Origin of the sequence: Pseudomonas sp. TH37, assembly GCF_016650735.1 — a bacterium.
GTDB classification, from domain to species: domain Bacteria; phylum Pseudomonadota; class Gammaproteobacteria; order Pseudomonadales; family Pseudomonadaceae; genus Aquipseudomonas; species Aquipseudomonas farris.
In genome coordinates this window covers 48467-74827 of the sequence record NZ_JAEKFD010000003.1, presented here as the reverse complement: position 1 = coordinate 74827, position 26361 = coordinate 48467, and the positions used below count along the sequence as shown (strand labels likewise).

Sequence of the window (26361 nt, the reverse complement as noted above, 5' to 3'; positions counted from 1 at the left end):
CTCAGACCGGTCGCTTGGTGCGCATCAGCTTCACGTACAGGCGTTCGACCTTCTCCCGCGCCCATGGGGTTTTGCGCAGGAAAGTCAGGCTCGACTTGATGCTCGGGTCACTCTTGAAGCAGCGAATATCGATACGTTCGGCCAGCCCCGACCATTCGTAGTGTTCAACCAGGGCGTTGAGGATCTGTTCCAGCGTCACGCCGTGCAGCGGGTTGGTGTTCTGTTCGGTCATGCCGGGCCTTCGAGCGATGAAAGGAATGGAAGCCGCGCACCTTAGCCGAGGGTGTGGTCAGGTGGAAGTGTCTGTTCGAATACCGGGACAGATCCTGAGTTAACTGTAGGAGAACTCCTGCGTGCAAGCAGGCTCATTCGCAAAATATCCCCCAGGAAAAAACCGGTAAAACATCCTCCGAACTGCGTCTTCGACGTGGTTGTATGCCGCAGGCTAAAGTGCCTGCAACGACCCACAACCACAGGAGAATTTTCATGCAAGGATGCATCGAAAAAAAACTCAATCAGCCGTTCGGGCTGACGATCATGCCGGCTTTCAGCGGGCAATCCTTGTCCCGCTTGCCGATCAACGAATTGCGCGCGCTCGCCAGACAACATCACTTGGTAATCCTGCGCAACTTCAGCCATGACTTGCACACCCCCACGGCGCTGGTGCACTACGCCAGGCAATGGGGCGAAATTCAGTCAGGCTCGTATGGCGACATACTTGAAGTGCGCGAACACCGGGATGCGCAGGATCATGTGTTCGATCACCATGACATGCACCTGCACTGGGACGGCGCCTTTATGCCGACAGTCCCGGAATTCCAGCTGTTTCACTGCCTGCAAGCACCTCACCCTGAGGCTGGCGGGCAGACAACCTTCGTTAATACCCGCGCGCTGATCCGGCAGGTGCCTGCACAGCGACTCGCGCAATGGCAGGCAATCGAGGTGACCTACCGTATCGATAAAGTCGCCCACTATGGCGGCGAAGTCCGGTCGCCTCTGTTGGTGCATGATCCTCGAGACCGCGAGTGGGTGCTGCGCTACTGCGAACCGCCCGTCATCCAACGCCAGGTGCTCAATCGTCATTCACTGGAGTATCACGGTATTGAAACGCCAGAGATCAACGAATTTGCCGCGGATCTGCACCGGCGCCTGTGCGATCCGCAGTTCGTTTATGCCCACGCCTGGCAACCCGGCGACCTGCTGATTGCCGATAATTTCTCGCTGTTGCATGGACGCCGCGCGTTCACTTCGCAATGCACCCGACACTTGCAGCGAGTGCATCTCCACGGCTCGCCACGGTGCATCAATCGCGCTCTGATACATGCCGGTTAACACCGCCCACAGCCCCGACCGGTGCTACGGTGCCGGTCTTTAACCAACTATTACCAAATCCGAAATGATCCATGTCAGTAAAAGCTCTTTCTCTATGTGTAACAGAACATTATCCTTACGCCCGTCCAGCTGAAACGCTTCTCCCCTGCTTCATTCCTGCTGCGTTCAGTTCACCCCCTTTAGAAAAAGACCAAGAATTCCTTCTCTATGCCTGATTTTCAAACTCCGCGAGACAGCGCTGTCTTACTCCCTGTGGCCAGTCGAAAAGCCCTGAACCTGATCGGCGGTTTCACCGCGTTGAGCCTCGCCACCTGCACCCAGGCTGCGCCGGCCTTCGATGGCGATTCGCCGTGGATGCTCGGCGACTGGAACGGCACGCGCACCGAACTTTCGGAAAAAGGCTACGACTTCAAGGTCGATTACACCGGTGAAATGGGCAGCAACCTGCACGGCGGCTACGACCATGACCGCACCGCTCGCTACAGCGACCAGTTCGGCTTTGGCACCCATCTGGACTTGCAGAAGATTCTCGGCTGGGACGACGCTGAATTTCAGCTGACCATCACCGAACGCAACGGCAACAACATCAGCAACGACCGGATCAACGACCCGCGTGTTGGCGGTTTCACTTCGGCTCAGGAAGTCTGGGGCCGTGGCCAGACCTGGCGCCTGACGCAGATGTGGTATCAGCAGAAATTCTTCGATCAGAAGCTCGATATCAAAGTCGGCCGCTTCGGCGAGGGCGAAGACTTCAATAGCTTTCCCTGCGACTTCCAGAACCTGGCGTTTTGCGGCTCCCAGGTCGGCAACTGGGTTGGCGACATCTGGTACAACTGGCCGGTCAGCCAGTGGGCGATGCGCGTCAAATATCACCTGACGCCGGAGCTCTACGCGCAAGTCGGGGCTTACGAGCAAAACCCGTCCAACCTTGATCGCGACAACGGCTTCAAGCTCAGCGGCAGCGGCACGCAGGGCGCGATCCTGCCGGTGGAACTGGTCTGGACTCCAAAATTCAATGGCCTGCCGGGTGAATACCGTGCCGGCTATTACTACAGCAATGCCAAGGCCACCGACGTCTACAAGGACAGCAACGGCCAGCCGGCAGCCCTCAGCGGCGAGGCTTATCGCAGCGCATCGAGCAAGCACGGCGTGTGGCTAGGCGTGCAGCAGCAGCTGACCAGCCGCGCCAGTGACAACTCTCGGGGCCTGAGCGTGTTCGCCAACGGCACGATGCACGACAAAAAGACCAACGCCATCGACAACTACGTCCAGGCTGGCGTCGTCTACAAAGGCTTGTTCGATGCCCGCGCCAGGGACGACATCGGTTTTGCCCTGGCCCGTGTCCACGTCAACCCGGCCTACCGCAAGAACGCCGAGGCCACCAATCAGGCCCGCGCCGTCTTCGACTACGACGATCCGTCGTTCCTGCCGCCGCAAGACACCGAATACAGCGCCGAACTCTATTACGGAGTGCACGTCACGAACTGGCTGACCGTGCGCCCGAACCTGCAATACATCCGCCACCCCGGTGGCGTGGACAAGGTCGATGACGCGCTGATTGGCGGAATCAAGATCCAGTCGTCTTTCTAATTAAAACCACAACACCTGTGGGAGCTGGCTTGCCTGCGATGGAGGTGGGTCAGCCGATACTTTTGCCAACTGACACACCGTCATCGCAGGCAAGCCAGCTCCCACAGGGATTGCATTAACCGCGCACCTTTCTTAACTGAACCATGCCCGCGCCAGATCGTCATCTACAGTGAACTTGCGCGGGACTACTTAAAACGTCACGGAGAACCACACTATGAGCGCTGATGGTGCTTTCAGTCGAAGCCGTCTGCTGCCGAGCTTGCTCGGTATCGTGCTTCTACTAATGGGCCTGGCCTTGCTGGCCGGGGGGATCAAGCTGAGCATGCTCGGCGGCTCGCTGTATTACCTGCTGGCCGGTATCGGCCTGATGCTGACCGGGGGGCTGCTGCTGGCCGACCGTTATGCGGCGCTGAGCCTGTATGCGGTGGTGCTGTTCGCCAGTACGGTCTGGGCACTGTGGGAAGTCGGCCTGGACTGGTGGCAACTGGTGCCACGTCTGGCGCTGCTCTTTGCCCTTGGTATCGTCATGCTGCTGCCATGGTTTCGTCGCCCATTGCGTACCGGCGAATTCAACCCGATCGGCACCGGTGTACTGAGCGCTGCGGTGGTCATCGCCGGTATCGCCGCGCTGGCCAGCCTGTTCACCAACCCGGGTGAAATCAAAGGCGAACTGGATCGTGACGCCGTGCCTGGCATGACCAACACCGCTCCGGCCATGCCCGATGGTGACTGGAACTCCTACGGCCGCAGCGCCCATGGCGATCGTTACTCGCCACTGGCGCAGATCACGCCGCAGAACGTCAGCAAACTGGTGCCCGCCTGGACCTACCGCACCGGCGACCTGCCTGGCCCGAACGACCCGGGCGAAACCACCGCCGAAAACACCCCGCTCAAAGCCAACGGCATGCTCTATGTCTGCACGCCGCACAGCCAGGTGATCGCGCTGGACCCAGACACTGGCAAGGAACTCTGGCGTTTCGATCCGAAGCTCTCCACGCAGAACGCGGCGAACTTCAAGGGTTGGGCGCACATGACCTGCCGTGGCGTGACCTATCACGATGACGCAGCCTATGCCCCCGAGCAGAGCCCGACCGGCACGGCCAACGCGCCAGTGACCAGCGTCTGCCCGCGCCGGATCTTCCTGCCGACTGCCGACACCCGTCTGATCGCCCTGAACGCCGACACCGGCAAAATGTGCGAAGACTTCGGCAACGGTGGCCAGGTTGACCTGACGACTAACATCGGTGAATTCACCGCTGGCGGTTACTACTCCACTTCGCCACCGGCGGTCACCAAAGACCTGGTGGTGATTGGCGGCCACGTGACCGACAACGTTTCGATCGACGAGCCAAGCGGTGTGATCCGCGCGTTCGACGTGCACACCGGCAAACTGGTGTGGAACTGGGACAGCGGCAACCCGGACGACACCACGCCGATTGCCGAAGGCAAGGTCTACACCCGCAACTCGCCGAACATGTGGTCCATCTTCAGCGTCGACGAAAAACTCGGCATGATCTACCTGCCGATGGGCAACCAGACCCCGGATCAGTTCGGTGGCGCGCGCACCCCTGAATCGGAACTGCACGCCGCCGGCCTGACCGCTCTGGACATCGCCACCGGCAAAGTGCGCTGGCACTTCCAGTTCACTCACCATGACCTGTGGGACATGGACGTCGGTGGCCAGCCAACCCTGATGGACCTGAAAACCGCAGACGGTGTGAAACCGGCGGTGCTCGCGTCCACCAAGCAAGGCAGCATCTACGTGCTGGACCGCAGCAATGGTCAGCCGATCGTGCCGATCAAGGAAATCCCGGTGCCGCAAGGCGCAGTGGAAGGCGACCACACTTCGCCGACTCAACCGATGTCCGACCTGAACTTCGTGCCGCCGACCCTCAAGGAACGCGACATGTGGGGCGTGACCCCGTTCGATCAGATGCTGTGCCGGATCGACTTCAAGTCCCTGCGTTACGACGGCATGTTCACCCCGCCATCGCTGCAAGGCTCGATCGTTTATCCCGGTAACTTCGGCGTGTTCGACTGGGGCGGCATGTCGGTTGACCCGGTTCGTCAAATTGCTTTCGTGAACCCGAGCTACATGGCGTTCAAATCGAAACTGATCCCGGCCGCCGAAATCGCCAAACAAGGCCCTCGCGTCAGCGAAACCGAAGGCGTGCAACCAAACAAAGGCGCGCCTTACGGCGTGATCCTCGAAGCTCTGCTGTCGCCAATGGGCCTGCCATGCCAGGCACCGGCCTGGGGTTACGTGGCCGCGGTCGATTTGACCACCAACAAAACCATCTGGATGCACAAGAACGGCACCGTGCGCGACAGCTCGCCGGTTCCAATCCCTCTGAGCATGGGCGTACCGAGCCTGGGCGGGGCCTTCACCACTGCCAGTGGCGTGGCCTTCCTGAGCGGCACCCTCGACCAGTACCTGCGCGCCTACGATGTGAAAAACGGCAAGCAACTGTGGGAAGGCCGCCTGCCAGCCGGCGCGCAAACCACACCGATGACCTACACCGGCAAAGACGGCAAGCAATACGTGCTCGTTGTTGCTGGCGGTCACGGATCGCTGGGCACCAAGCAAGGTGACTATGTGATTGCGTACAAACTGTCGGAATAAGCGGTAGCGGCAGTTAAAACAAAGGCGACTCCTGTGAGGGGGTCGCCTTTTTTTGTGGGCAATCCCCGCCATATCCAAAATCCCTGTAGGAGCGAACTGTGGCGAGGGGGCTTGCCCCATTTGAGTGCGTAGCACTCACCAGATCTTTGGTACATCAGTGATTTTGGGGCTATTTCGTAGCCCAACGGGGGCAAGCCCCCTCGTCACAGTTCGCTCCTACAGTTGATTGTGGTCGTCAGAGATATCCGCGCAGGTCCTACAGATGTGGTGATTTTTTGAGAACTTTCCGACAGGTTTTGACGGTTGTCGCTCGGAAGAGCGGTGTATAGGCTTTGGGGGTCGCTGCAAATCAGCGACCGGGCGTCGCGGCCTGAATTAGCTTACTTGGTGCATAATCACCGGCCCCAATCGACGTTCCTGTCGTTTGGTCTCATGGTGGCTGTGCGCGGGATACCTTCGGGTATGCCGAGTTTCCAAGTAGCTCGGTCCGCGAACCTGCGTACAGCTGCCACCCTCCATCGCGTCGCGGCGATCAGTGGCAGCTCCATTACTTACTTGGAGCTTCATCATGTTCAAAGAAACACCGAATCCCCCTGAAACCGAGAACGTTTCGCCCTACGAATCCAACGATTCAAAAAAATTCCACGACGCCGCTAACCGCGCGCTCGATCACTACCTCAATCCGTCCGCCCTCAAATCCCCCGTGGCCCGCAAACCGAGCACGATGTATATGGTTGCGCCGGATATCAAAGACGAAGACCTGTTGGTTCATACCTGTGAGTCATTGGCCCAGGCCAGTGTGATGGCGAGTGATTTTGCAGGGTATCTGGAGGGGCCGCACCGGCACACGGCAATGGCGATTCAACAAATCGTCATGCTGGCAGAACTGGCGGTAAACCGGATGCTGAATAACGTTGCCATCTCAAAACCTGCGCCACACAGCTAATCCCCTGTAGGAGCGAGGCTTGCCCGCGAAGACGGTCTGACATTCAACATTGAGATCGCCTGACACGCCGCCATCGCGAGCAGGCTCGCTCCCACAATTGAACCGTGTGCATCTGCGAGAGATTGGTTGGCTGTCAGGCCGCCTTCGCGGGCAAGCCTCGCTCCTACAAATGGGGCGGCGTATGTCTGAGAGAAATTGGCCGGCTGTCAGGCCGCCTTCGCGAGCAAGCCCGCTCCCACAGTGGAGCGGCGTACACCCGCCCCTCGCCACTCAACAGGTCGAGCGTTAGCTCGCCTGCCGCTTTTGATCTGGCTTTTGATCTTGATCTGCCCGCCCCTTCGGGAGGCTGAGTGGAGGTGTTCATCTGGGGATTGGCGCGCAGCGCCGTTCGACGCAGTCGAACTCATCGCATGTAGGTTGAAGCGAAGCCAACCGTAGGGCGATGCCCCCAGATGGATACCGGAGCGAAGGAACGCCGAGCCTTAGCGAGGGGCCGTACGCTTGGGGCGAGACCTTTTGGTTCCTTTTGGGGCGTTTGCCAAAAGGGACTCGCCGTAAGGGCGAAACCATAAGCCGCCGTTACCGCAGCAACGGATATGTACACAACCCAACCAAAGCATGGTCGGCCCTAAGGCCGCCAAGACCTGTCAAAACCCTGAACACACATGCTGAAATATCCAGAGCCATTGAAACCACCCCCCACCTGCCCCATCTAAGACCCATACCCTATTGCGCAGGTGCCCCATGACCGACCAGCAAGAATTCCCCGAAGACACGAGCGAATACGCCGAAACAGACAACGTCGAACACCACTCCACCGGCAAAGGCCTCGCCCTGCCTGGCCAGAACCTGCCGGACAAGGTCTACATCATCCCGATTCACAACCGGCCCTTCTTCCCGGCGCAAGTACTGCCGGTCATCGTCAACGAAGAGCCGTGGGCCGAAACCCTCGAACTGGTCAGCCAATCCGATCATCACTCCCTGGCCCTGTTCTTCATGGACGCTCCCCAGGAAGACCCGCGCCACTTCGACACCAAAGCCCTGCCGGAATACGGCACCCTGGTCAAAGTCCACCACGCCAGTCGCGAAAACGGCAAACTGCAATTCGTCGCCCAGGGCCTGACCCGCGTACGCATCAAAACCTGGCTCAAACACCATCGCCCGCCGTACCTGGTAGAAGTCGAATACCCGCATCAGCCCACCGAGCCGACCGACGAGGTCAAGGCCTACGGCATGGCGCTGATCAATGCGATCAAGGAACTGCTGCCGCTCAACCCCCTGTACAGCGAAGAGCTGAAGAACTACCTCAACCGCTTCAGCCCCAACGACCCGTCGCCGCTGACCGACTTCGCCGCCGCGCTGACCTCGGCCACGGGCAGCGAGCTGCAAGAAGTGCTCGACTGCGTGCCGATGCTCAAGCGCATGGAAAAAGTCCTGCCGATGCTGCGCAAGGAAGTCGAAGTCGCGCGCCTGCAGAAAGAAATTTCCGCCGAAGTTAACCGCAAGATCGGCGAGCATCAGCGCGAGTTCTTCCTCAAGGAACAGCTCAAGGTCATCCAGCAAGAGCTGGGCCTGACCAAAGACGACCGCAGCGCCGACATCGAGCAATTCGAGCAACGTCTGACGGGCAAGGTGTTGCCGCCTCAGGCGCAGAAACGCATCGAAGAGGAAATGAATAAACTGTCGGTCCTCGAGACCGGTTCACCGGAGTACGCGGTGACCCGCAACTACCTCGACTGGGCGACCTCGGTGCCATGGGGCGTGTACGGCGAGGACAAACTCGACCTCAAACACGCACGCAAGGTGCTGGACAAACACCACGCCGGCCTCGACGACATCAAGGACCGCATCCTCGAATTCCTCGCTGTCGGCGCTTATAAAGGCGAGATCAGCGGCTCCATCGTGTTGCTGGTGGGCCCGCCGGGCGTGGGCAAGACCAGTGTCGGTAAATCCATCGCCGAAACCCTGGGCCGGCCGTTCTATCGCTTCAGCGTCGGCGGCATGCGCGACGAAGCCGAGATCAAGGGCCACCGCCGCACTTACATCGGCGCACAACCGGGCAAACTCGTCCACGCGTTGAAAGACGTCGAAGTGATGAACCCGGTGATCATGCTCGACGAGATCGACAAAATGGGCCAGAGCTACCAGGGCGACCCCGCTTCGGCGTTGCTGGAAACCCTTGATCCGGAACAGAACGTCGAATTCCTCGACCACTACCTGGATTTGCGCCTGGACCTGTCGAAAGTGCTGTTCGTCTGCACCGCCAACACCCTGGATTCAATACCCGGCCCGTTGCTGGACCGGATGGAAGTGATTCGCCTGTCGGGCTACATCACCGAAGAGAAAGTCGCGATCGCCAAGCGTCACCTGTGGCCGAAACAGCTTGAGAAAGCCGGCGTATCCAAGGGCAGCCTGAGCATCAGCGACAACGCATTGAAAGCCTTGATCGACGGCTACGCCCGGGAAGCCGGGGTGCGGCAGCTGGAAAAAAACCTCGGCAAACTGGTGCGCAAGGCCGTGATGAAGCTGCTCGACGAGCCGAAAGCAGTGATCAAACTCGGCCCGAAAGACCTGGAAGCCTCACTCGGCCGACCGGTATTCCGCAACGAGCAAGTGCTGTCCGGCATTGGCGTGATCACCGGGCTGGCCTGGACCAGCATGGGCGGCGCGACGCTGCCGATCGAAGCCACGCGCATTCACACCCTCAACCGTGGCTTCAAACTCACCGGGCAACTGGGAGAAGTGATGAAGGAATCGGCAGAAATTGCCTACAGCTACGTCAGCTCCAATCTGAAGCAATTTGGCGGTGATCCGACGTTCTTCGACGAAGCCTTCGTTCACCTCCACGTACCGGAAGGCGCCACACCGAAAGACGGCCCGAGCGCCGGCGTGACCATGGCCAGCGCCCTGCTCTCGCTCGCCCGCAACCAGTCGCCGAAAAAAGGCGTGGCCATGACCGGTGAACTGACGCTGACCGGGCATGTACTGCCGATTGGTGGCGTGCGCGAGAAGGTGATTGCAGCGCGGCGGCAGAAGATTTTCGAGTTGATCCTGCCGGATCCCAACCGTGGAAGCTTTGAAGAGTTACCGGATTATCTGAAAGAAGGGATTACCGTGCACTTTGCCAAGCGCTTTGCGGATGTGGCGAAGATATTGTTCTGATAGTTATGTAGTGCCTGCACGGCCGCCATCGCGGGCAAGCCCGCTCCCACAGGTTTATCGCAATCCCTGTGGGAGTGGACTTGCCCGCGATGACGTCGGTACTGACGACAGCATCCCTCATGGCCATCCCGGTCTGGCTGTCACACTTTGTCTCATCTTCAGTTATGCTCGCCGTTCGTCGTAAATGCCGGAGCCACTGATCTTATGTCCCCCACCCGCCTGTTGATCCCCCTCGCCCTCGCCCTGCTGAGCGCTTGCGCCACGCAATCGAAACAGAACGTGACCGTGGAAAAACAAAGCGAATGCCCGGTGCAACTGAACAACGGGCAAAACCTGATCCTGACCCTGCCAAGCAACCCGACCACGGGTTACCGCTGGGCGATTCAGGACTCGGCTGGTGGCGTGTTGCGTGCGCTCAGCCCCGAGGTCTATAGCAACCCGGAAGATGCCGGGATTGTTGGCAGCGCCGGCATCTCAACCTGGCGCTTCCAGGCCTTTGCCAGCGGCACTGGCCGCTTGCGGCTGACTTATTCACTGCCGTGGGCACCCGAAGTACCGGCGGTAAAAACCTTCGACTGCGCTATCGCGGTTAACTGATTGTGGGCTGGCTGATTCTGGCGCTGATGGGCGCGGTGACCTTTCTGTATGGCCTGAGCGTGCATGCCGCGTTGCTGTGCTTGCTGGTCAAACCGTTGCCAGTGTTGGCCCTGCTCGGCTGGTTGCACGATGCACCGCCCAGTGACTATCGACGCTGGATCAGCCTGGGTTTGATTTTCTCCCTGGTCGGCGACGTGTTGTTGGCATGGCCGGGGGATTTGTTCGTGTTTGGCCTTGGGGCGTTTTTGGTCGCGCATTTGGCGTATCTGAAGGCTTATTTGAGCGATTGTCGGCGTCTGGCGCTGCTGCCGTTGATCCTCGCGTTGAGCGTGGGTGCGGTGCTGCTGGGGATTCTGATTTCCAATGGTTTGGGACCGCTGCTGATCCCGGTGATCGTCTACGGGCTGGCCATCAGCGCCATGCTCTGGCGCGCCCTGGCCCGACTCGGCACTGACGTGCCCAAACGCTCGGCGCTGCTGGCGGCGGCGGGCGCGCTGGCGCTTGTGTTTTCTGACAGTGTGATTGGCATTAACCGGTTTGTGATGCCATTCCATGCCGCGCCTTACGTGATCATCCTCAGCTATTGGCTGGGGCAATGGGGGATTGCGGCGTCGGCGTTCAACCCAAAATCGCGCTGAATCCTGTGGCGAGGGAGCTTGCTCCCGCTGGGCTGCGAAGCGGCCCCAAACCCATTCAACGAGTTTTATCAGACCCGCCCAATCAGCCGGTATTACGACTGCTACGCAGCCGAGCGGGAGCAAGCTCCCTCGCCATAACGGTGTTTCTCCCTTTTGGCCGAGGTCACTCCGGCGCTTTATCAGACAACCCGCGCATCCCCCCGTCAATTTGGCTAAAATGCCAGCCTTTTCCACCTACGCCGCTGGAACCGCCGTGAGCAAAGAATCCGATCGCCTTTTCGCCCAGCCTTTGACCCAGGTGCCTGACTTCGCCTTTAACGAGGACGTGGTTCGGGTGTTCCCGGACATGATCAAGCGCTCGGTGCCGGGTTATCCGACCATCGTGGAAAACCTCGGCGTGCTCGCCGCGCAGTTCGCCCAGCCCAACAGCGTGCTCTACGACCTGGGCTCGTCCCTGGGCGCCGTGACTCAAGCGTTGCGCCGTCACGTGCGCACCGACGGTTGCCGCGTCATCGCTGTGGATAACTCCGCAGCCATGGTCGAGCGTTGCCGCGAATACCTCAACGGCCAGGACTCGATGTTCCAGGAGTTACTGCCGGTGGAAGTGATTGAAGGCGACATCCTTGCCCTGGAATTCCAGCCGGCCTCGGTGGTGGCGCTGAACTTCACTCTGCAATTCATCGCCCCGGACCAGCGCACCGCGCTGCTCTCGCGCATCCGCCAATCGTTGTTGCCCGGTGGCGCGCTGATCCTCTCGGAGAAGCTGCGCTTCAACGACCCCGAAGAACACGCGCTGCTCACCGACCTGCACGTGGCCTTCAAACGCGCCAACGGCTACAGCGAACTGGAAATCGCCCAGAAGCGCAGCGCCATCGAAAATGTCATGAAGCCCGACAGCCTCGAAGAACACCGCGAACGCCTGCTGGCCGCCGGGTTCTCGAAAGTCGTGCCGTGGTTCCAGTGTCTTAACTTTGCCTCGTTGATTGCCTTGCCATGATTGATCTGTCCCCCCTCGCCCGCCGTCTGGCCGGTACTCCGCTGGCCGAATGGGCCAACACCCTGCAAGCGCAACTCGACAAGAAAATGGAAAAAGGTCACGGCGATCTCGAGCGCTGGCAGAGTGCGCTGGACGCGCTGCCGAAGATTCAGCCAAGCGAAGTCGACTTGTTGAATGGCTTGAAACTGGACACCGATTGCGACTTTGAGACCCGCGCGCAAATGCGCACCGCGCTGATGGGTTTATCGCCATGGCGCAAAGGCCCGTTCGACCTGTTCGGCGTGCATGTCGACACTGAATGGCGTTCGGACTGGAAGTGGTCCCGGGTAGCTCCGCACCTGGACCTGAAAGGCAAACGCATCCTCGATGTCGGCTGCGGCAACGGTTATTACATGTGGCGCATGCTCGGCGCCGGTGCCGACAGTGTGATCGGCGTCGACCCGAACTGGCTGTTCTTCTGCCAGTTCCAGGCGGTCCAACGTTACCTGTCCGAGCCCAATGCCTGGCACTTGCCGTTTCCCTTTGAGGATCTTCCTCCCAATCTGGAAGGCTTCGACACGGTGTTTTCCATGGGCGTGTTCTATCACCGCCGCTCACCGATCGAGCATTTGCTGGCGCTGAAAGATTGCCTGGTCAAGGGCGGTGAACTGGTGCTCGAGACGCTGGTGATCGAAGGCGATCAGCAGCAGGTGTTGGTGCCCGAAGACCGTTACGCGCAGATGCGTAACGTGTGGTTCCTGCCATCAGTGCCCGCGCTGGAACTGTGGCTGCGCCGCGCCGGGTTCAGCAATGTGCGTTGCGTGGATGTGAGCGTGACCACGGTCGAGGAGCAGCGCGGGACGGAGTGGATGAAGTATCAGTCGTTAAGCGACTTCCTTGACCCGGAAGATCACAGCAAAACGATCGAAGGGCTGCCAGCGCCGATGCGTGCCGTCATCGTCGCCCGCAAGTAGCCTCTCCCAGACACCAGATAAATCTGTGGGAGCGGGCCGCGATGGCGTCGGCAAATCAAACATTGATGTCGACTGAACCACCGCTATCGCGGGCAAGCCCGCTCCCACAGGTATCGGTGTTTACTCTGAAGGTTTTGCTCGGCGCGCCTTGAAGAACTCAGTCAACACCGCGCTGCATTCCTCCGCCAACACCCCGCCCTCGTACAACACCCGATGATTCAAAAAGCCCTGGGTAAAGAACTGCCCCTGGCTCTGCACAATCCCGGCCTTGGGCTCCAGCGCGCCATACACCACCCGCGCAATCCGCGAATGCACGATCAGCCCGGCACACATGCTGCACGGCTCCAGGGTCACGTAGAGCGTGCTGCCCGGCAGGCGATAGTTGCTGGCGGCCTGGGCGGCGGCGCGAATCGCGACCATCTCGGCGTGGGCGCTGGGGTCGTTGCCGCTGATCGGGCAATTGAAACCGCGCCCGATGATTTCACCGTCCTGCACCAGCACCGCGCCCACCGGCACTTCACCCAGCGCCGCGCCTTGAGCGGCCAGGGCCAGGGCTTCGCGCATGAAATCGCGATCACGGCTGCGGTCGATAATCGCTGCGGGGCGAATCTGACGCATCACGCTACCTCGATGGCGGCCATCAGGCCGGTTTCCATGTGGTCGATCACATGGCAGTGGAACATCCAGACCCCAGGGTTATCCGCCACCAGCGCCACTTGCGCACGCTCGTTCTTGCCCAACAGGTACGTGTCGGTGAAGTACGGGATGACCTTGTGCCGGTTCGAGGCAATGACCTTGAAGCTCATGCCATGCAGGTGGATCGGGTGTTGATACTGAGTCATGTTCTTCAATTCGAAAATATAGCTTTTGCCCTTTTCGAGCTTGGCAATCGGTCGATCGGCGCAGGTCTTGTCGGTGATGTCCCAGGCCTTGCCGTTGATCTGCCACAGGCTTGGCGGCTTGCCGTTTTCGACATTGACCGACACCGAGCCTACCCATTCAAAATTGAAGTTGAGTTTCTGGGCATTGGCCAGGTCCGGCTCGGCCACCGGGTTGGCGGGCAGCGCTAGCGGCCACTCGGTTGGCGCATCGGTGTTCGCCACTGAACGGAAGGTGCCCAGACGTACCGGGCCATTGCGCAGGGATAACTCTTCGCCAGCCGGCGGTGCCTTGATCGCCAGGCAAATGCGCATGCCAGGACCCAGCCAGTATTCCTTGCCCAGTGGGCGCGGTTCAATCGGATTACCGTCCAGCGCGTAGATCTGCGCTTCGACGCCGGGGATATTGAGGCGGTACGTCAGCGTGTTGTCGAGGTTGAGCAACCGTACGCGAGTGATCTGCCCGGCGGGCAAGTCGATCACTGCTTGTGAGACGCCGTTGATGGTCGACAAGCCCCCCGCCGTGCCGCCACGGGCCGCTTCACGAGGAATGCTGAACGCTACGAAAGCGCCCTCTTCATCGACGTGCCAGCTCTTGAGGCTCAAGGTCTTTTCGTATTTGAAACCGGTGGGCTCGCGCTCTTCGATAATCAACGGGCCGACAAGCCCGCGACCGAGCTCTTCGCTGCTGTTCACGTGTGGGTGATACCAGTAGCTGCCGGCGTCAGGCACGCGGAATTTATAGTCGAAGTACTCGCCCGGCAGCACCGGCAATTGCGAGACGTACGGCACGCCGTCCATTTCCAGCGGCAGGCGGATGCCGTGCCAGTGAATGGTGGTCGCCACCGGCAGGTGATTGATGAAGCGCACCCGCAGCCATTCGCCCTGACGCACGCGCAACTCAGTGCCCGGCGCCGATGGGCCAAAGGCCCAGGCAGGAGTCTTGTGCCCGGCCACCAGTTCGACGTCCAACGGTGCGGCGATCAGCTCATAGTCGTGGCCGGCATCAGCGTCGGCCATTTTGCCCAACCAGTAACGCGACGCGCCACCGGCTCCGACACCAACGACAACAAGACCGGCCAGGCCACCGAGGATTTGGCGACGGGTAAAGGACATGAACTCAACTACCTCACGTATCAGCCACAGGCGCGAGGCCTGCAAAAGGCGAATACGATACACCTGCGGATGAGAAACAGTAAGAAATCCTGAATGAAAAAACGTGTGGGGATTGTCCACCGTGTGTTCGAAAAAGAGGACTGGTCGAGCAGTCAGTGCGCGCTTTCACCGCACGGCGTAAAAAACGCCAATACCGCCGCGACAATAAACAACGCCGGCACTTCGCCGACCGCAGGGCACACTTGCCCAATCATGCCGCCACTCGTCTGGTCGGTGGACCAGCGACTTGTCGCTCATCAGCCCCCTATTCTTCCGGTGAAGCAGCTTGTTACCGTTGGGATGCGCAGCAACCGGACAAACAGGGAAAACCTACCGTAGAATGCCTTCGTGGCTATGGAACACCTTCCTTCTAAACCTCTGATGACCTAGGGGTTCCGCTCTCCACACCGCGCCTGCTTCTTGCAGGCGTTTTTACATCGGCTGTAGACACGATGCTGCAGCTCGTCCACGACGGCGGCCAAGGGAGAAAATCAAGCATGAATCAGGAGCTGTTCCTGCGTCGTCGTACCAAAGTTCACGTCCCGATGGGCACTGGCGGTGCCACGCGCGCTCAGGTCGCGTCGGCTGTCCGGGAAGTCGCGGCGTTCCGATGCGTACTATCAGAGCCTCTGATCGAGCGAATCGGCATGTTGTCAGCGACAGAACTCAAGCACTGGCTGCGCGACATTGTCGGAGTGCTTCGGCGGGAGACTGGCGCTCATGTGCACCACCGGCCGTTTTATCCTGACTTTCCGGAGCAAGTACTGACGGCATCAGAGGCGGAATTGTACCTTAACGCCGTCATGCACTACCTCACGCTTTGGCGTTTACCACCGACTGAACACTCTCGACCTGCGATGCTTGAAGGCAACTTCATATCCCGCGTTATCGAACCGGGAAGCGTCTCTGAGTTCGAGTCACTACTCGAGCCGCTGGTTTCATCGCGCACCTCGCTCTCCGAAGAGGAAACTGCCGATGTCGTCTGGTTTGTCCGAGAGTACAAAAGCGATGTGTTCCGTCTGCTGCCTGAGGCCGTCCCGTTCCGGGAGATCCGTGCACAGCTTGGCGGCGCACTTATCCTGCATGTCGCCAGCGATGTAGGGGTGGACGCATTCCTGGAGCGAAACGTCGAAACGGCGACTGACGTGCTACGACTCGCGGTCGCGCTGAATGGAGGAGACGTGTCACTGACGACAGCTTCGACACGTTTCACAGCGATGAAGCGCTCGATGCGCCGTCTGCTGTTGCGCCTACTCGACCACATACCCAACGCTGCAGAAGACGTGCTGCGACATGCTGAGCGCTGGAAACGCCTGGCTGAAGTACTGCATCCGGGCGACTACGCCGATAAGTACCCACGAGCGCTAGCCGCCATCACGGCAGCGCGTCGCAACGAACCGCCAGCCTCATTTGGTTCACGTGTCGAAACATTGCTTGCCCAGCGTGACATCGCCAAGCTTACGCCCGTACTACAGAGCCGTCCTGGTGAGTTCGCACGACGGCTGGACGCGACCCTGCGGCGCGCGACGGAACCAGAGTCGGTTCTCGATGCGTTCGAGGCTGTTGCAACACAAGTGTCCTCGCCTGTCCTGCTGCAGTTGCTGGCCCAAGTACGTGCACCGCGCCCCCTGCCCCTGCGGGCATTCACACCGAAAGGTGCATTTGCCAAAGTCTATGGCATCAAGGATCGACGCGAACCTCTCACACCCGACGTGTTGGCTCGTGCAGCCCGAATCTGCGAGGACGCCCTCGTAATGCGTTTTGCGTCGCTGCCGCCACTAGGCCGCTGTTTCATCGATCCAGTATTACGCGAATACAGGGTGCCGCTGGCGCAGCGCGCCTCATCGAAGTCGCTACGTACGCTGGTGCGGGGCAGTCGGTTGCCTATGCCTGACACACGTTTCATTCGCCTGTTCCTGTGGTGGAAGAACGGTCGTGAACGCACGGACATCGACTTGTCCGCCGCATTTTTCGACGCCAACTTCGTGTTCACACAAACGGTCGCGTACTACAATCTGAAGGGTTTCGGTGGCTGCCACAGCGGCGACATCATCGACGCGCCCCACGGGGCTTCGGAGTTCATCGACCTCGACCTTGATGTCCTCGTCGAGAAAGGTATCCGCTATGTCGTCACGTCTATCAACTCATTCACCGAGCAGCCGTACTGCGATCTCCCAGAATGCTTCGCTGGCTGGATGGCCCGCACCGACGCGGCGTCGGGTGAGGTATTCGAGCCGCGATCCGTGTTCGACCGTATCGATATCGCATCCGACACAGGGATCTGTCTGCCATTCGTTATGGACTTGCAGGAACGACGCATGATTTGGGCCGATCTGGGGCTCACTTCATCTCCGCGGTGGAACAACGTCCAGAACAACCTCAGTGGGATATCGTTGATGCTGCGGGCTTTGGTGCATACACCACGGCCAGATTTGGAAACTCTGTTCGATTTACATGTACGAGCACGGGGGGAACGAGTGGCTTCGCCCCAGCAAGCACAGGCGGTGTTTGCGCCTGATCAAGGGACAACGCCGTTCGATACGGATTTGATTCGATCGCAGTTTCTCTAATACCTACGCCAGCCTTTGCCGCTCATTGAAAACGACAGCTCGTGCTTCGGAGCTTTCCACCCAAAAAAATGCCAGTCAGCATAACTGACTGGCATTGGCTAAACCCCTTCCTGCGCTCCTCCGAATCTAGCGCTGCACTCTAGTCAGTGCCGGGCAGTGCCGGGCATCCCATCATTCCCACTCCATTCCGTTACGGGATGGGTGCGATGTGCTGGATGTGATGGGGCGGCGGTTGCGGACTCGACCTTCGGACTAACGTTGCTGAATGATCGTTCCCACGCTCTGCGTGGGAATGCAGCCCGTGACGCTCTGCGTCACATCGGTGTCTGGCTCGACAGCGGCGGTGTGGCTGGAACGTGGAGCGTCCCTTGAGGCATTCCCACGCGGAGCGTGGGAACGATCCGCTCAGCAGCCCAGCGGGAGCAAGCTCCCTCGCCACAGGCAAGCCCCCTCACCACAAAGGTCCGGTTATGGCTGAAGGCCGGTGATCAGATGAACCACTCCATCCTCCAGCATCATCACTCCCGGCACCCCTGCCACCGTCAACGCCTGCCGATCCATTCGCGTCATATCCCGCAACTCCACCCGCACCCGGGTCAGTGCCACCGGCTGTTGCGACTTGAGGTTATCCACACCGCCAAGCGCGGCCACGACATTCGCGGCCAAACCGATAACAGGTTGAGCCACCACTTTCGGCTCATCCACTACCAGGTCCGGCGTCAACGCTTTCCAGAACGCCCGCTGCATTTTCTCGAACATGCTCAGTTCTCCAGAATCAATGAAGTATCGACCGTCGCCTCATGGTGCCGCCGCAATGCCTCGCGTACTTGCTCGGCACTTTCCAGCCCCAGCACCTGCAGGGCGATGGCCTGGCAGTCCAGCAGATCCACTTCGCGAACTGCCGCTTTGATCGCCGGAATCAACGGCACGCTCACCGACAGTTCATCTACCCCAAGCCCCAGCAACAGCGGCACCGCCAGTTTTTCCGAAGCCATGGCGCCGCACACGCCAACCCATTTGCCATGGGCATGAGCGGCTTTCACAGTGTTGGCGATCAGGCGCAGCACCGAGGGATGAAAACTGTCGGCTTGACTGGCCAGCCGTGGGTGATCGCGGTCCATGGCCAAGGTGTACTGGGTCAGGTCGTTGGTGCCTATGGAGAAGAAATCCACCTCGGGCGCAAACAGATCAGCCATCAGTGCCGCCGCCGGCACTTCGATCATGATCCCCAGTTTCGGCAGTTCAGTGAGGCCCAATGCCAGCACCTCTTCTTCAAGCAGCTGACGGGCCAGCCGCAGCTCCGACAACTGCGTGACCATCGGCAGCATGATGTGCAGGCGAGCCAGCCCGGCGCTGCTCAAAATCGCCTTGAACTGATCACGCAACAGCTGCGGACGTTCCAGGCACAAACGAATTCCGCGCATGCCCAGGAATGGGTTGGTTTCGCGCTCCATCGGCACATAGGCCAACGGTTTGTCACCGCCGACATCCAGGGTTCGCACCACCAGATTGCGCGCCGGGCCCATGGTGCGGGCGATGGCGCTGTAGGTGGATGCCTGTTCGTCATGGCTCGGCGCGTGATTGCGATCCAGATAAAGAAACTCTGAACGCAACAGACCAACGCCCTCGCCGCCCAGCGTCATGGCCTGTTCGGCTTCGGCCAGCGAAGCGATATTGGCGGTGATTTCAACGTGATGCCCATCGCGGGTACAGGCGGCCAGGCCTGCATTTTCCAGCTCGTATTGTTGGCGTTTCTTTTGTCGCTGACGATTGGCTTGCAACTGCTCAATAGCGGCCAGCTCGGGATCCAGCTGCAACTCACCCTTGTCGGCATCAAGCAAAACCCGGGTGCCATTGATCAATGTCAGCACCTGAACCGGTAAGCCGCAGATCGCCGGCAAACCGAAGGCCCGCGCGAGAATTGCCACGTGGCTGGTGGCGCCACCGCCGACCGTCGCGAACCCCAGCACCTTATGCGTGTCCAGGCCAGCCGTTTGGGAGGGCGTCAGTTGCTCGGCAATCAGAATCGCCCCGTCCGGCAGCTCCATTGCACGATCCTCGACGCCGAGAATCAGCTTGAGCACCCGTTGACCGACGTCGGCCAGGTCTGCGGCGCGTTCAGCCAGCAAGGCATTGCCCAGGCTTTTGAACAAGGCTGCCGTCGACTCGGTGGCCGCATGCCAGGCGAAACCGGCACTTTTGCCGGCATCGATCAGTGCCAGGACCTGATCCAGCAGGCCTGGGTCTTCGAGCAGTTCCTGATGAGCCTTGAAGATGTCTGCCTGGGCGTCACCCGTGGCCTTGTCTCGCAACTGCTGCAAGGCCAGAACCGCCGCTGCCAACGCCCGGGACAGGTGCTCACGCTCAACCTGAGGACTGGTGCCTGACTCGCTCACCTCGAGGGTCTGCTCGGCAATCTGCACCACTTGGCCAAACGCCGACCCCGGCGATGCACAGACGCCGCGCAGCACCTTCAGCGATGAGGTCTCGGCCACAACCGTCTCAACTTCTGCCATCACCGTCACGGCTTCCCCGCAACCGACGGCCAGCAACTCGGCCAGCGTCTTGATCGCCACTTCGGCATCCGTGCCCGCCGCGCTGACCTGCAGGACATCACCATGGGCGGTCTGCAACGCCATGATCGCCACCAGGGATTTGGCGTTCGCGCTGTCCTGCTGTTTATGCAGGCAAATGCTCGCAGAAAAGCCTTTCGCCGCTTGGGCAAACACTGCCGCAGGGCGCGCGTGCAAGCCGTTGGCATTGGGCAACGTCACCGGTCTGGAGAATAGCGCCTCGTCCTCTTCCGGCATCGGCTCATCGACCGCCACTTCGGACGGATTCAAACTCAGCAGCGGCTGACCGCCTTCCACCACACCCGTTTCGGGCGTCAGCCAGGTGAACGGCTCGCCACTGACCACCAGCATCAAGGTCAACAAACTGCGGGCGTTCAAGGCAATGTAATCGGCATCGAACTCGATCAGCGCCTGCCCCACTACTACCCGCTGACCTTCCTCCACCAACCGGGTGAAACCCTTGCCGGCCAGGTTCACGGTATCGAGGCCGATGTGCATCAGCACCTGCACGCCATTGTCGTCGGTGATGCTGACGGCATGCCCACTGACCTGCACATTACTGATCACCCCGGCCAGCGGTGCGCACAAGGTTTGCGAAGTTGGATCGATGCACAGACCGTCGCCGATCACGCGACTGGAAAACACCTGATCGGGCACCTGGTCCAGCGGCATCAGCACGCCGGACAAAGGTGCCAGCAGTTGCAATTGTTGGGGTGTGGCCATGACGTCACCTGCTGTTTTGTTCTTTGAAGTGCTGATGGAGCGCGAGGCTCCGACAGCATCGCTTATTTCCACCAATACTCGACCTGCAATCCGACGTTCGAACCGTGTCGCGCCGTGCCGAAGGCGCCGGTGTCGGACAACGCCGAACCCGCCGCCAGTTCATTGGCCGCCCGTTTGGCCGCCTCGTTCCAGCTGGCATAGGTGTAATACAGACGCACCTCGGGGCGCGCCCAGAATTCCGGGCCCTTGGGCGACCAGGTCGGGGCGAAGGTGAACTTGCTCAGCTTGCGCGTCCCGCCCGTGGCTTCAACCTGATCGTGGCCCAGTTCGGTCACCAGCTTGAACTGCTCGGTGATCGCATACGCCGGACGAATCCCGAGGGAAATCCAGTTCTGGTCGGCGCCGTCCGGGCGAATGTCTTTCTGGTAGACCGCTTCGACTTGCCCGCCGAAACGCGGCGTCACTTGCCAGTCGAAGAACTCCACCACCCGGTAGCTTTTGCTGCTGTCATCCAGCTTCACGTTACCGGTATAGCCCAACCCGGTGCCCGGACCTTCGCCGTACTGAAAGGCCAGTTTATTCTTGCCGCCCAGAAAGCCTTTCTGCACATGCTGGGTGGTAATTGCCCAACCGCGATGAGCGTCGCGGCTGTCGGGTTTGTCGATGTAGCTCAGGCCGAATTCCAGTTCGCCGCCGGGGTTGGTATTGAAGCCGGCGACGTTGAAATCGTGACGGTTGATGTAGTCCTTCTGGTACAGATTGTCTTTGCGCGAGAAGGCGTAGCTGTACTTCAGATCGCCGATCAGCACATCTTCGATACCGCCGCCGGTGGCGCTCTGGTTCCAGTAGTAGAAGTCGGAAATGTGGATATCGTTCCGTTTGTAGTAACGCCGACCGGCCCACAGCGAGCCGCCGTTGAGGCTGGGCATGTTCGACCATTGCGCATACAGCTGCGGCAGGCGCACCGAGCCGTTGTCACCGTTGAACGTCAGGTCCTTGTCGTACTGGTTATACAGCGATGCCATGCCGTCGACGCTGAGCACCGAACCATCGTCCAGGGTGTACAGATCCTGGCGCAATTCAAGTTCGGCGTATTGCTCGCATTCGTTACCCAAGCGGTATTTGGTCTGCGCTCCCGGCAGTTGGAAACACTGCTGTTTACCGCTGTTAACCGAGGTTCCGACGCCGCTGCGCAAGTAACCGGCGAATTCCAGCGCCTGGGCCGACAGTGGTAATGCCAGGCACACGCCCGCCGCTACAAGGCTGCGATTTATTGTTGTTTTCAAGAACCACCTCATTATTTTTATTGTGTGATGCAGCAAAAAACGGCGCGCAAAACTCCCCCGCGCAGCGTTCTGCGTGTTTTTTAAAACGGTGCTTTTATTGGTTAAGGGCTAGTGGTTAGTCAGGTGCAGCACGAACGACTCAAACGGCCGTAAAAACACCTGCTGATTGCGCAGCGCACAGTCCGGGTAGTTGCTGATGACCAGACGTTGAGCCATCGCTTCGCTGATCACGTCATCTGGCAGTTCGACTTCGCACGGCGCGCCATAGAAGTTGTTCAGCACCAGCAAACGCTCGCCATGGCCTTCACGCACATACGCCCAGATTTTCGTGTGCTCAGGCAATAACTGCCGATACACGCCGTCGGACATCAGCGTTTCACGGCGGCGCAGGGCAATCAGCTGACGGTAGTGATGCAGCACGGAATCCGGATCGTCGAGTTGGTGAGCGACGTTGATCTGCGCCGCGTTGGCCGGCACACCGATCCATGGTTCGGCAGCGCTGAAACCGGCGTTAGGCTCGGCGTTCCAGTGCATGGGCGTACGACCGTTGTCCCGGGACTTCTGCATGATCGCCGCCATGTTGTCGGCGTCGCTGCTACCGGCTTCGCGCTTGAGCCGGAAGATGTTCAGGGTTTCGACATCGCGGTATTGATCGATGTGATCGAACCCCGGATTGGTCATGCCCAGTTCTTCACCCTGGTACACGAACGGCGTGCCCTGCAGGAAATGCAGCGCCGTGCCGAGCATCTTCGCCGACACCACCCGATGCTCACCATCGTGACCAAAACGCGAGACCACACGCGGCTGATCGTGGTTACACCAGAACAACGCGTTCCAGCCGCCACCAGCCTGCATCCCGGTCTGCCAATCGGAGAGGATGCGCTTGAGTGCGAGGAAATCGAAATCGGCGCGAACCCACTTTTGCAGGTTCGGGTAATCCACCTTCAAGTGATGAAAGTTGAAGGTCATCGACAGCTCTTTCGACTCCAGCCGCGAGTAGCGAATGCAGTGTTCCAGGCTGGTGGACGACATCTCGCCGACGTTGATCAGATCATGGCCTTCGAACACTTCACGGTGCATCTGCTGCAGGTATTCGTGGACGTTCGGGCCATCGGTGTAGAAGCGACGACCGTCGCTGTTGTCTTCGGGGAAGTCCGCCGGTTTGGAGATCAGGTTGATCACGTCCAGTCGGAAACCGCCCACACCCTTGTCGCGCCAGAAACGCATCATCTTGAAGACTTCGGCACGCACCTGGGGGTTGTCCCAGTTCAGGTCGGCCTGCGTGTGGTCGAACAAGTGCAGGTAGTACTGACCAGTCTGGGCCTCGTACTCCCAGGCCGAACCGCCGAACTTGGATTCCCAGTTGTTCGGCTGGTCGCGCCAGATGTAGAAATCGCGGTAAGGGTTATCGAGGCTACTACGGGCCTGCTGAAACCAGGTGTGTTCGATCGAGGTGTGATTGACCACGATGTCGAGCATCAATTTGATCCCGCGCTTGTCGGCTTCGGCGATCAGCAACTCGCAGTCGGCCATGGTCCCGTAGCTTGGATCAATGGCGTAGTAATCGCTGATGTCGTAACCGTTGTCGCGCTGGGGCGAACGCAGGAACGGCGTGATCCACAGGCAATCGACACCCAGCCAGTGCAGGTAGTCGAGCTTGGCCACGACGCCGAGCAAATCCCCCGTGGGGTTGCCGGCGTGGCTGTGAAAACTCTTCGGGTAGATCTGGTAGATCACCGAACGTTGCCAGTCTTGCATGGCGGGATTCCCTCTTAAATATGTACTGGCCCCGTAGGAGCTGCCGAAGGCTGCGATCTTTTGATCCTGGTCTTTCAGCAACACCGCCGAAGATCAAAAGATCGCAGCCTTCGGCAGCTCCTACGGGCGAATGCGATCTATCAAGCGACCCGATACCCGGGCCGAACAATCCTCATGCTCAACCCGCAGGTCAGAACAAACGGCACGACCATGGCAATCACCATCCCGACCACGAACATCGGAATGAACTGCGGAATGATCGAGATGAAACCGGGCAAGCCGCCGACGCCGATTGCCGAGGCCTGGACCTTGTTCAGCGACAGGAAGATGCAGCCCAGCGCGGAGCCGATCAGAGCCGCATAGAACGGAAACTTGTAGCGCAGATTGACCCCGAACATGGCCGGTTCGGTGATGCCGAAGTAGGCAGAAATCGCCGAGGTCGAGGCCATGCTTTTGTCCCGCACACTGCGGGTCGTGTAGAACACCGCCAGGGCCGCGCTGCCTTGGGCGAGGTTGGACATGACAATCATCGGCCAGATGAAAGTGCCGCCCTGGGTGGAGATCAGTTGCAGGTCGACCGCGAGAAACATGTGGTGCATGCCGGTGATCACCAGCGGTGCGTAGAGCAGGCCGAAAATCGCGCCACCGACCATGGGCGCCAGGTCGAACAGGGTGACCACGCCTTCGGTGATGAGGATCCCCAGATGGCGGGTCACCGGGCCAATCACTGCCAGCGCCAGCACACCGGTGACGACGATTGTAGTGATCGGCACCACCAGCAATTGCACCGCGTTAGGCACCCGCGCCCGCAGCCACTTTTCGATGACGCTCATCACGTAGGCTGCCAGCAGGATCGGCAGGATTTGTCCCTGATAGCCGACTTTCTCGATCTGAAACATGCCGAGGATGTCGAAGTACGGCAGACTCTGCCCTTCCAGCCCCGCCACCGCTTTGCCGTAGTTCCAGGCGTTAAGCAGATCCGGGTGCACCAGCATCAGGCCGAGCACGATGCCGAGGATTTCACTGCCGCCAAAGCGCTTGGCCGCCGACCAGCCCACCAGTGCCGGAAGAAACACGAACGAGGTGTTGGCCATCAGGTTGATCAGGCTCCAGAGCCCGTCAAGTTTCGGGTACGCGTCCAGCAGGGTCTTGCCCTCGATGAACATGCCTTTGGCGCCGATCAGGTTGTTGATGCCCATCAACAGGCCGGCAATGATCAGGGCCGGGAGGATCGGCATGAACACGTCGGAAAACACCCGCACCAATCGCTGCATCGGGTGGATCTTGTCGGCGCTTTTCTGTTTGACGTCGGCGATGGTCGAGGCGGCGAGACCGGTTTGCCGGCGCAGTTCGGCGTAGACCTTTTCCACCTCGCCGGGGCCGATCACCACCTGGAACAAGCCACCGGTAAAGAACGAACCTTTGACCAGATCGATCTGGTTCAGCGTGGCGCTGTTGACCAGTTTCGGGTCCTTGAGGGCCAGGCGCAGCCGTGTGACGCAATGCGCGGCCTGCTCGAGGTTGTCGCTGCCACCGAGGCTGTGTAGCAGCTCAGAGGCGATATTCGGGTAGTCGTGGCTCATGCTTGTTCTTCCACTGTAGTTTTTTGTTATTGGCAGCACGCCGAAGCGAAAAGTACTCGTCTGTACGAGTTATTGCAACAACTCGTACAGACGAGTTTGATTTTGTGTCTCCCGAACCCGACAGGCGGCGATATTTCCTACCTCCGAAGTCAAAGAAACCCAAAGCCGCATGGACAAACCCCTACCCTGCCCTTAAGGTTCAAAACCTTGAGCACAGCGCGGCACAGAGCCATTCCCATGAGTAAATACAACCAGATCTACAGCGATCTGCTTGCCAGCATCACGACCGAACGTCTGGAACGCGGCGCACGACTGCCTTCCGAAACCGAACTGATGGACAGCTATCAGGCCAGCCGCGGCACCGTGCGCAAGGCCATCGAGCAATTGCAGGAGCGCGGTTTCGCCCAGAAAGTCCACGGCAAAGGCACCTTCGTGCTGTCGACCAACCCGATCGAGTTTCAGCTCGGCGGCATCGTCAGCTTCCAGGAAACCTACCCACGACTGGGCAATGACGTCAGCACCGAAGTGGTCGAGTTCGCACAAATACCTCTCGAAGGCCCGTTGCTTGAACACATCAAGGCCAAAGAAGGCAGCCTGATCACACGAATCAAGCGAGTGCGGCGGATCGACGGCAAACGGGTGATCCTCGACATCAACCATTTCGTCAGCGACGTGATTCCCGGCCTGTCCCGCGATATCGCCGAACAATCGATCTACGCCTTCATCGAGCAGACCCTGCAACTGCAAATCGCCTACGCCCAGCGCACCATCGAAGCGGTGCCCCGCAGCAAGGACGACCAACTGCTCCTGGACCTCGACGGCCAGAGTCATGTGATCGTGGTCAGCAACCAGACCTTCCTGCAGGACGGTCGACAGTTCGAGTACACCGAGTCGCGGCACACCCTCGATAAATTCTATTTTTCGGATGTGGCCCGGCGCTGACACTACACGGTACTGAATCGACAATGGGCATAACTATGTAGTGCACATTCCTTGA

Annotated in this window: 19 protein-coding genes; 11 read left to right on the top strand and 8 right to left on the bottom strand. The window is 59.7% G+C overall.

Annotation, left to right across the window (positions count from 1 at the left end):
* Position 1 precedes the first annotated feature (1 nt).
* Positions 2–232, bottom strand: coding sequence for a VF530 family protein (locus JFU11_RS09645; protein ID WP_007941719.1), 231 nt, complete (start codon positions 230–232; stop codon positions 2–4).
* Positions 233–486: 254 nt separating this feature from the next.
* Between JFU11_RS09645 and JFU11_RS09640 the strand changes: the two genes are divergently transcribed.
* The 9 genes from JFU11_RS09640 to cmoB all read left to right on the top strand — a co-directional run bounded on the left by JFU11_RS09640 (position 487) and on the right by cmoB (position 12838).
* On the top strand, positions 487–1332 hold the full coding sequence (locus tag JFU11_RS09640) for a TauD/TfdA family dioxygenase (RefSeq protein WP_201060500.1): 846 nt from the start codon (positions 487–489) through the stop codon (positions 1330–1332).
* Between the two features lie 207 nt (positions 1333–1539).
* Positions 1540–2922, top strand: a complete 1383-nt coding sequence (locus JFU11_RS09635; RefSeq protein WP_201060499.1) for a carbohydrate porin — start codon at positions 1540–1542, stop codon at positions 2920–2922.
* Positions 2923–3136: 214 nt separating this feature from the next.
* Complete coding sequence (locus JFU11_RS09630; RefSeq protein ID WP_201060498.1) at positions 3137–5545, top strand: glucose/quinate/shikimate family membrane-bound PQQ-dependent dehydrogenase; 2409 nt, start codon at positions 3137–3139, stop codon at positions 5543–5545.
* Positions 5546–6113: 568 nt separating this feature from the next.
* Entirely contained in the window at positions 6114–6491 is a 378-nt protein-coding gene (locus JFU11_RS09625) for a DUF6124 family protein (protein ID WP_123719399.1), read from the top strand.
* A 744-nt stretch (positions 6492–7235) separates the two neighbouring features.
* Positions 7236–9653, top strand: coding sequence for an endopeptidase La (gene lon / locus JFU11_RS09620; RefSeq protein ID WP_123719400.1), 2418 nt, complete (start codon positions 7236–7238; stop codon positions 9651–9653).
* Positions 9654–9857: 204 nt separating this feature from the next.
* The gene (locus JFU11_RS09615) at positions 9858–10250 is read left to right on the top strand and encodes a protease inhibitor I42 family protein (RefSeq protein ID WP_201060497.1); all 393 of its coding nucleotides are present in this window, start codon (positions 9858–9860) and stop codon (positions 10248–10250) included.
* Positions 10251–10252: 2 nt separating this feature from the next.
* Complete coding sequence (locus JFU11_RS09610; protein WP_201060496.1) at positions 10253–10888, top strand: lysoplasmalogenase; 636 nt, start codon at positions 10253–10255, stop codon at positions 10886–10888.
* A gap of 217 nt (positions 10889–11105) precedes the next feature.
* Positions 11106–11885, top strand: a complete 780-nt coding sequence (cmoA, locus tag JFU11_RS09605) for a carboxy-S-adenosyl-L-methionine synthase CmoA (protein ID WP_177409423.1) — start codon at positions 11106–11108, stop codon at positions 11883–11885.
* Positions 11882–12838: a tRNA 5-methoxyuridine(34)/uridine 5-oxyacetic acid(34) synthase CmoB gene (cmoB, locus tag JFU11_RS09600; protein ID WP_123719404.1), complete on the top strand. Its 957-nt coding sequence runs from the start codon at positions 11882–11884 to the stop codon at positions 12836–12838. The genes cmoA and cmoB overlap by 4 nt, the downstream gene beginning before the upstream one ends.
* A 120-nt stretch (positions 12839–12958) precedes the next feature.
* Here the strand turns inward: cmoB and tadA are convergent, their stop codons facing one another.
* Both tadA and JFU11_RS09590 read right to left on the bottom strand, forming a co-directional pair.
* Complete coding sequence (gene tadA, locus JFU11_RS09595; RefSeq protein WP_123719405.1) at positions 12959–13456, bottom strand: tRNA adenosine(34) deaminase TadA; 498 nt, start codon at positions 13454–13456, stop codon at positions 12959–12961.
* A complete protein-coding gene (locus JFU11_RS09590; RefSeq protein ID WP_123719545.1) occupies positions 13456–14832 on the bottom strand; it encodes a multicopper oxidase family protein in 1377 nt (458 codons plus the stop codon). The genes tadA and JFU11_RS09590 overlap by 1 nt, the downstream gene beginning before the upstream one ends.
* A 536-nt stretch (positions 14833–15368) precedes the next feature.
* Here JFU11_RS09590 and JFU11_RS09585 point away from each other — a divergent pair.
* The gene (locus tag JFU11_RS09585) at positions 15369–17441 is read left to right on the top strand and encodes a TerD family protein (RefSeq protein ID WP_123719406.1); all 2073 of its coding nucleotides are present in this window, start codon (positions 15369–15371) and stop codon (positions 17439–17441) included.
* 468 nt (positions 17442–17909) lie between these two features.
* On the opposite strand, the gene JFU11_RS09580 is transcribed toward JFU11_RS09585, so the two are convergent.
* From JFU11_RS09580 to treP, 5 genes are all read right to left on the bottom strand, one after another.
* Positions 17910–18200 carry a PTS transporter subunit EIIB gene (locus JFU11_RS09580; RefSeq protein WP_123719407.1) on the bottom strand — a complete coding sequence of 97 codons (291 nt, stop codon included), beginning with the start codon at positions 18198–18200 and terminating at the stop codon, positions 17910–17912.
* 2 nt (positions 18201–18202) lie between these two features.
* Positions 18203–20737: a phosphoenolpyruvate--protein phosphotransferase gene (gene ptsP, locus JFU11_RS09575; protein WP_201060495.1), complete on the bottom strand. Its 2535-nt coding sequence runs from the start codon at positions 20735–20737 to the stop codon at positions 18203–18205.
* Between the two features lie 62 nt (positions 20738–20799).
* On the bottom strand, positions 20800–22023 hold the full coding sequence (locus tag JFU11_RS09570; RefSeq protein WP_201060494.1) for a carbohydrate porin: 1224 nt from the start codon (positions 22021–22023) through the stop codon (positions 20800–20802).
* Positions 22024–22131: 108 nt separating this feature from the next.
* On the bottom strand, positions 22132–23781 hold the full coding sequence (gene treC / locus JFU11_RS09565; RefSeq protein ID WP_123719410.1) for an alpha,alpha-phosphotrehalase: 1650 nt from the start codon (positions 23779–23781) through the stop codon (positions 22132–22134).
* Positions 23782–23921: 140 nt separating this feature from the next.
* A complete protein-coding gene (gene treP / locus JFU11_RS09560; protein WP_123719411.1) occupies positions 23922–25364 on the bottom strand; it encodes a PTS system trehalose-specific EIIBC component in 1443 nt (480 codons plus the stop codon).
* Between the two features lie 237 nt (positions 25365–25601).
* On the opposite strand from treP, the gene treR reads away from it, so the two are divergent.
* Positions 25602–26306 carry a trehalose operon repressor gene (treR, locus tag JFU11_RS09555; RefSeq protein ID WP_123719412.1) on the top strand — a complete coding sequence of 235 codons (705 nt, stop codon included), beginning with the start codon at positions 25602–25604 and terminating at the stop codon, positions 26304–26306.
* The last annotated feature ends 55 nt before the right edge of the window (positions 26307–26361 follow it).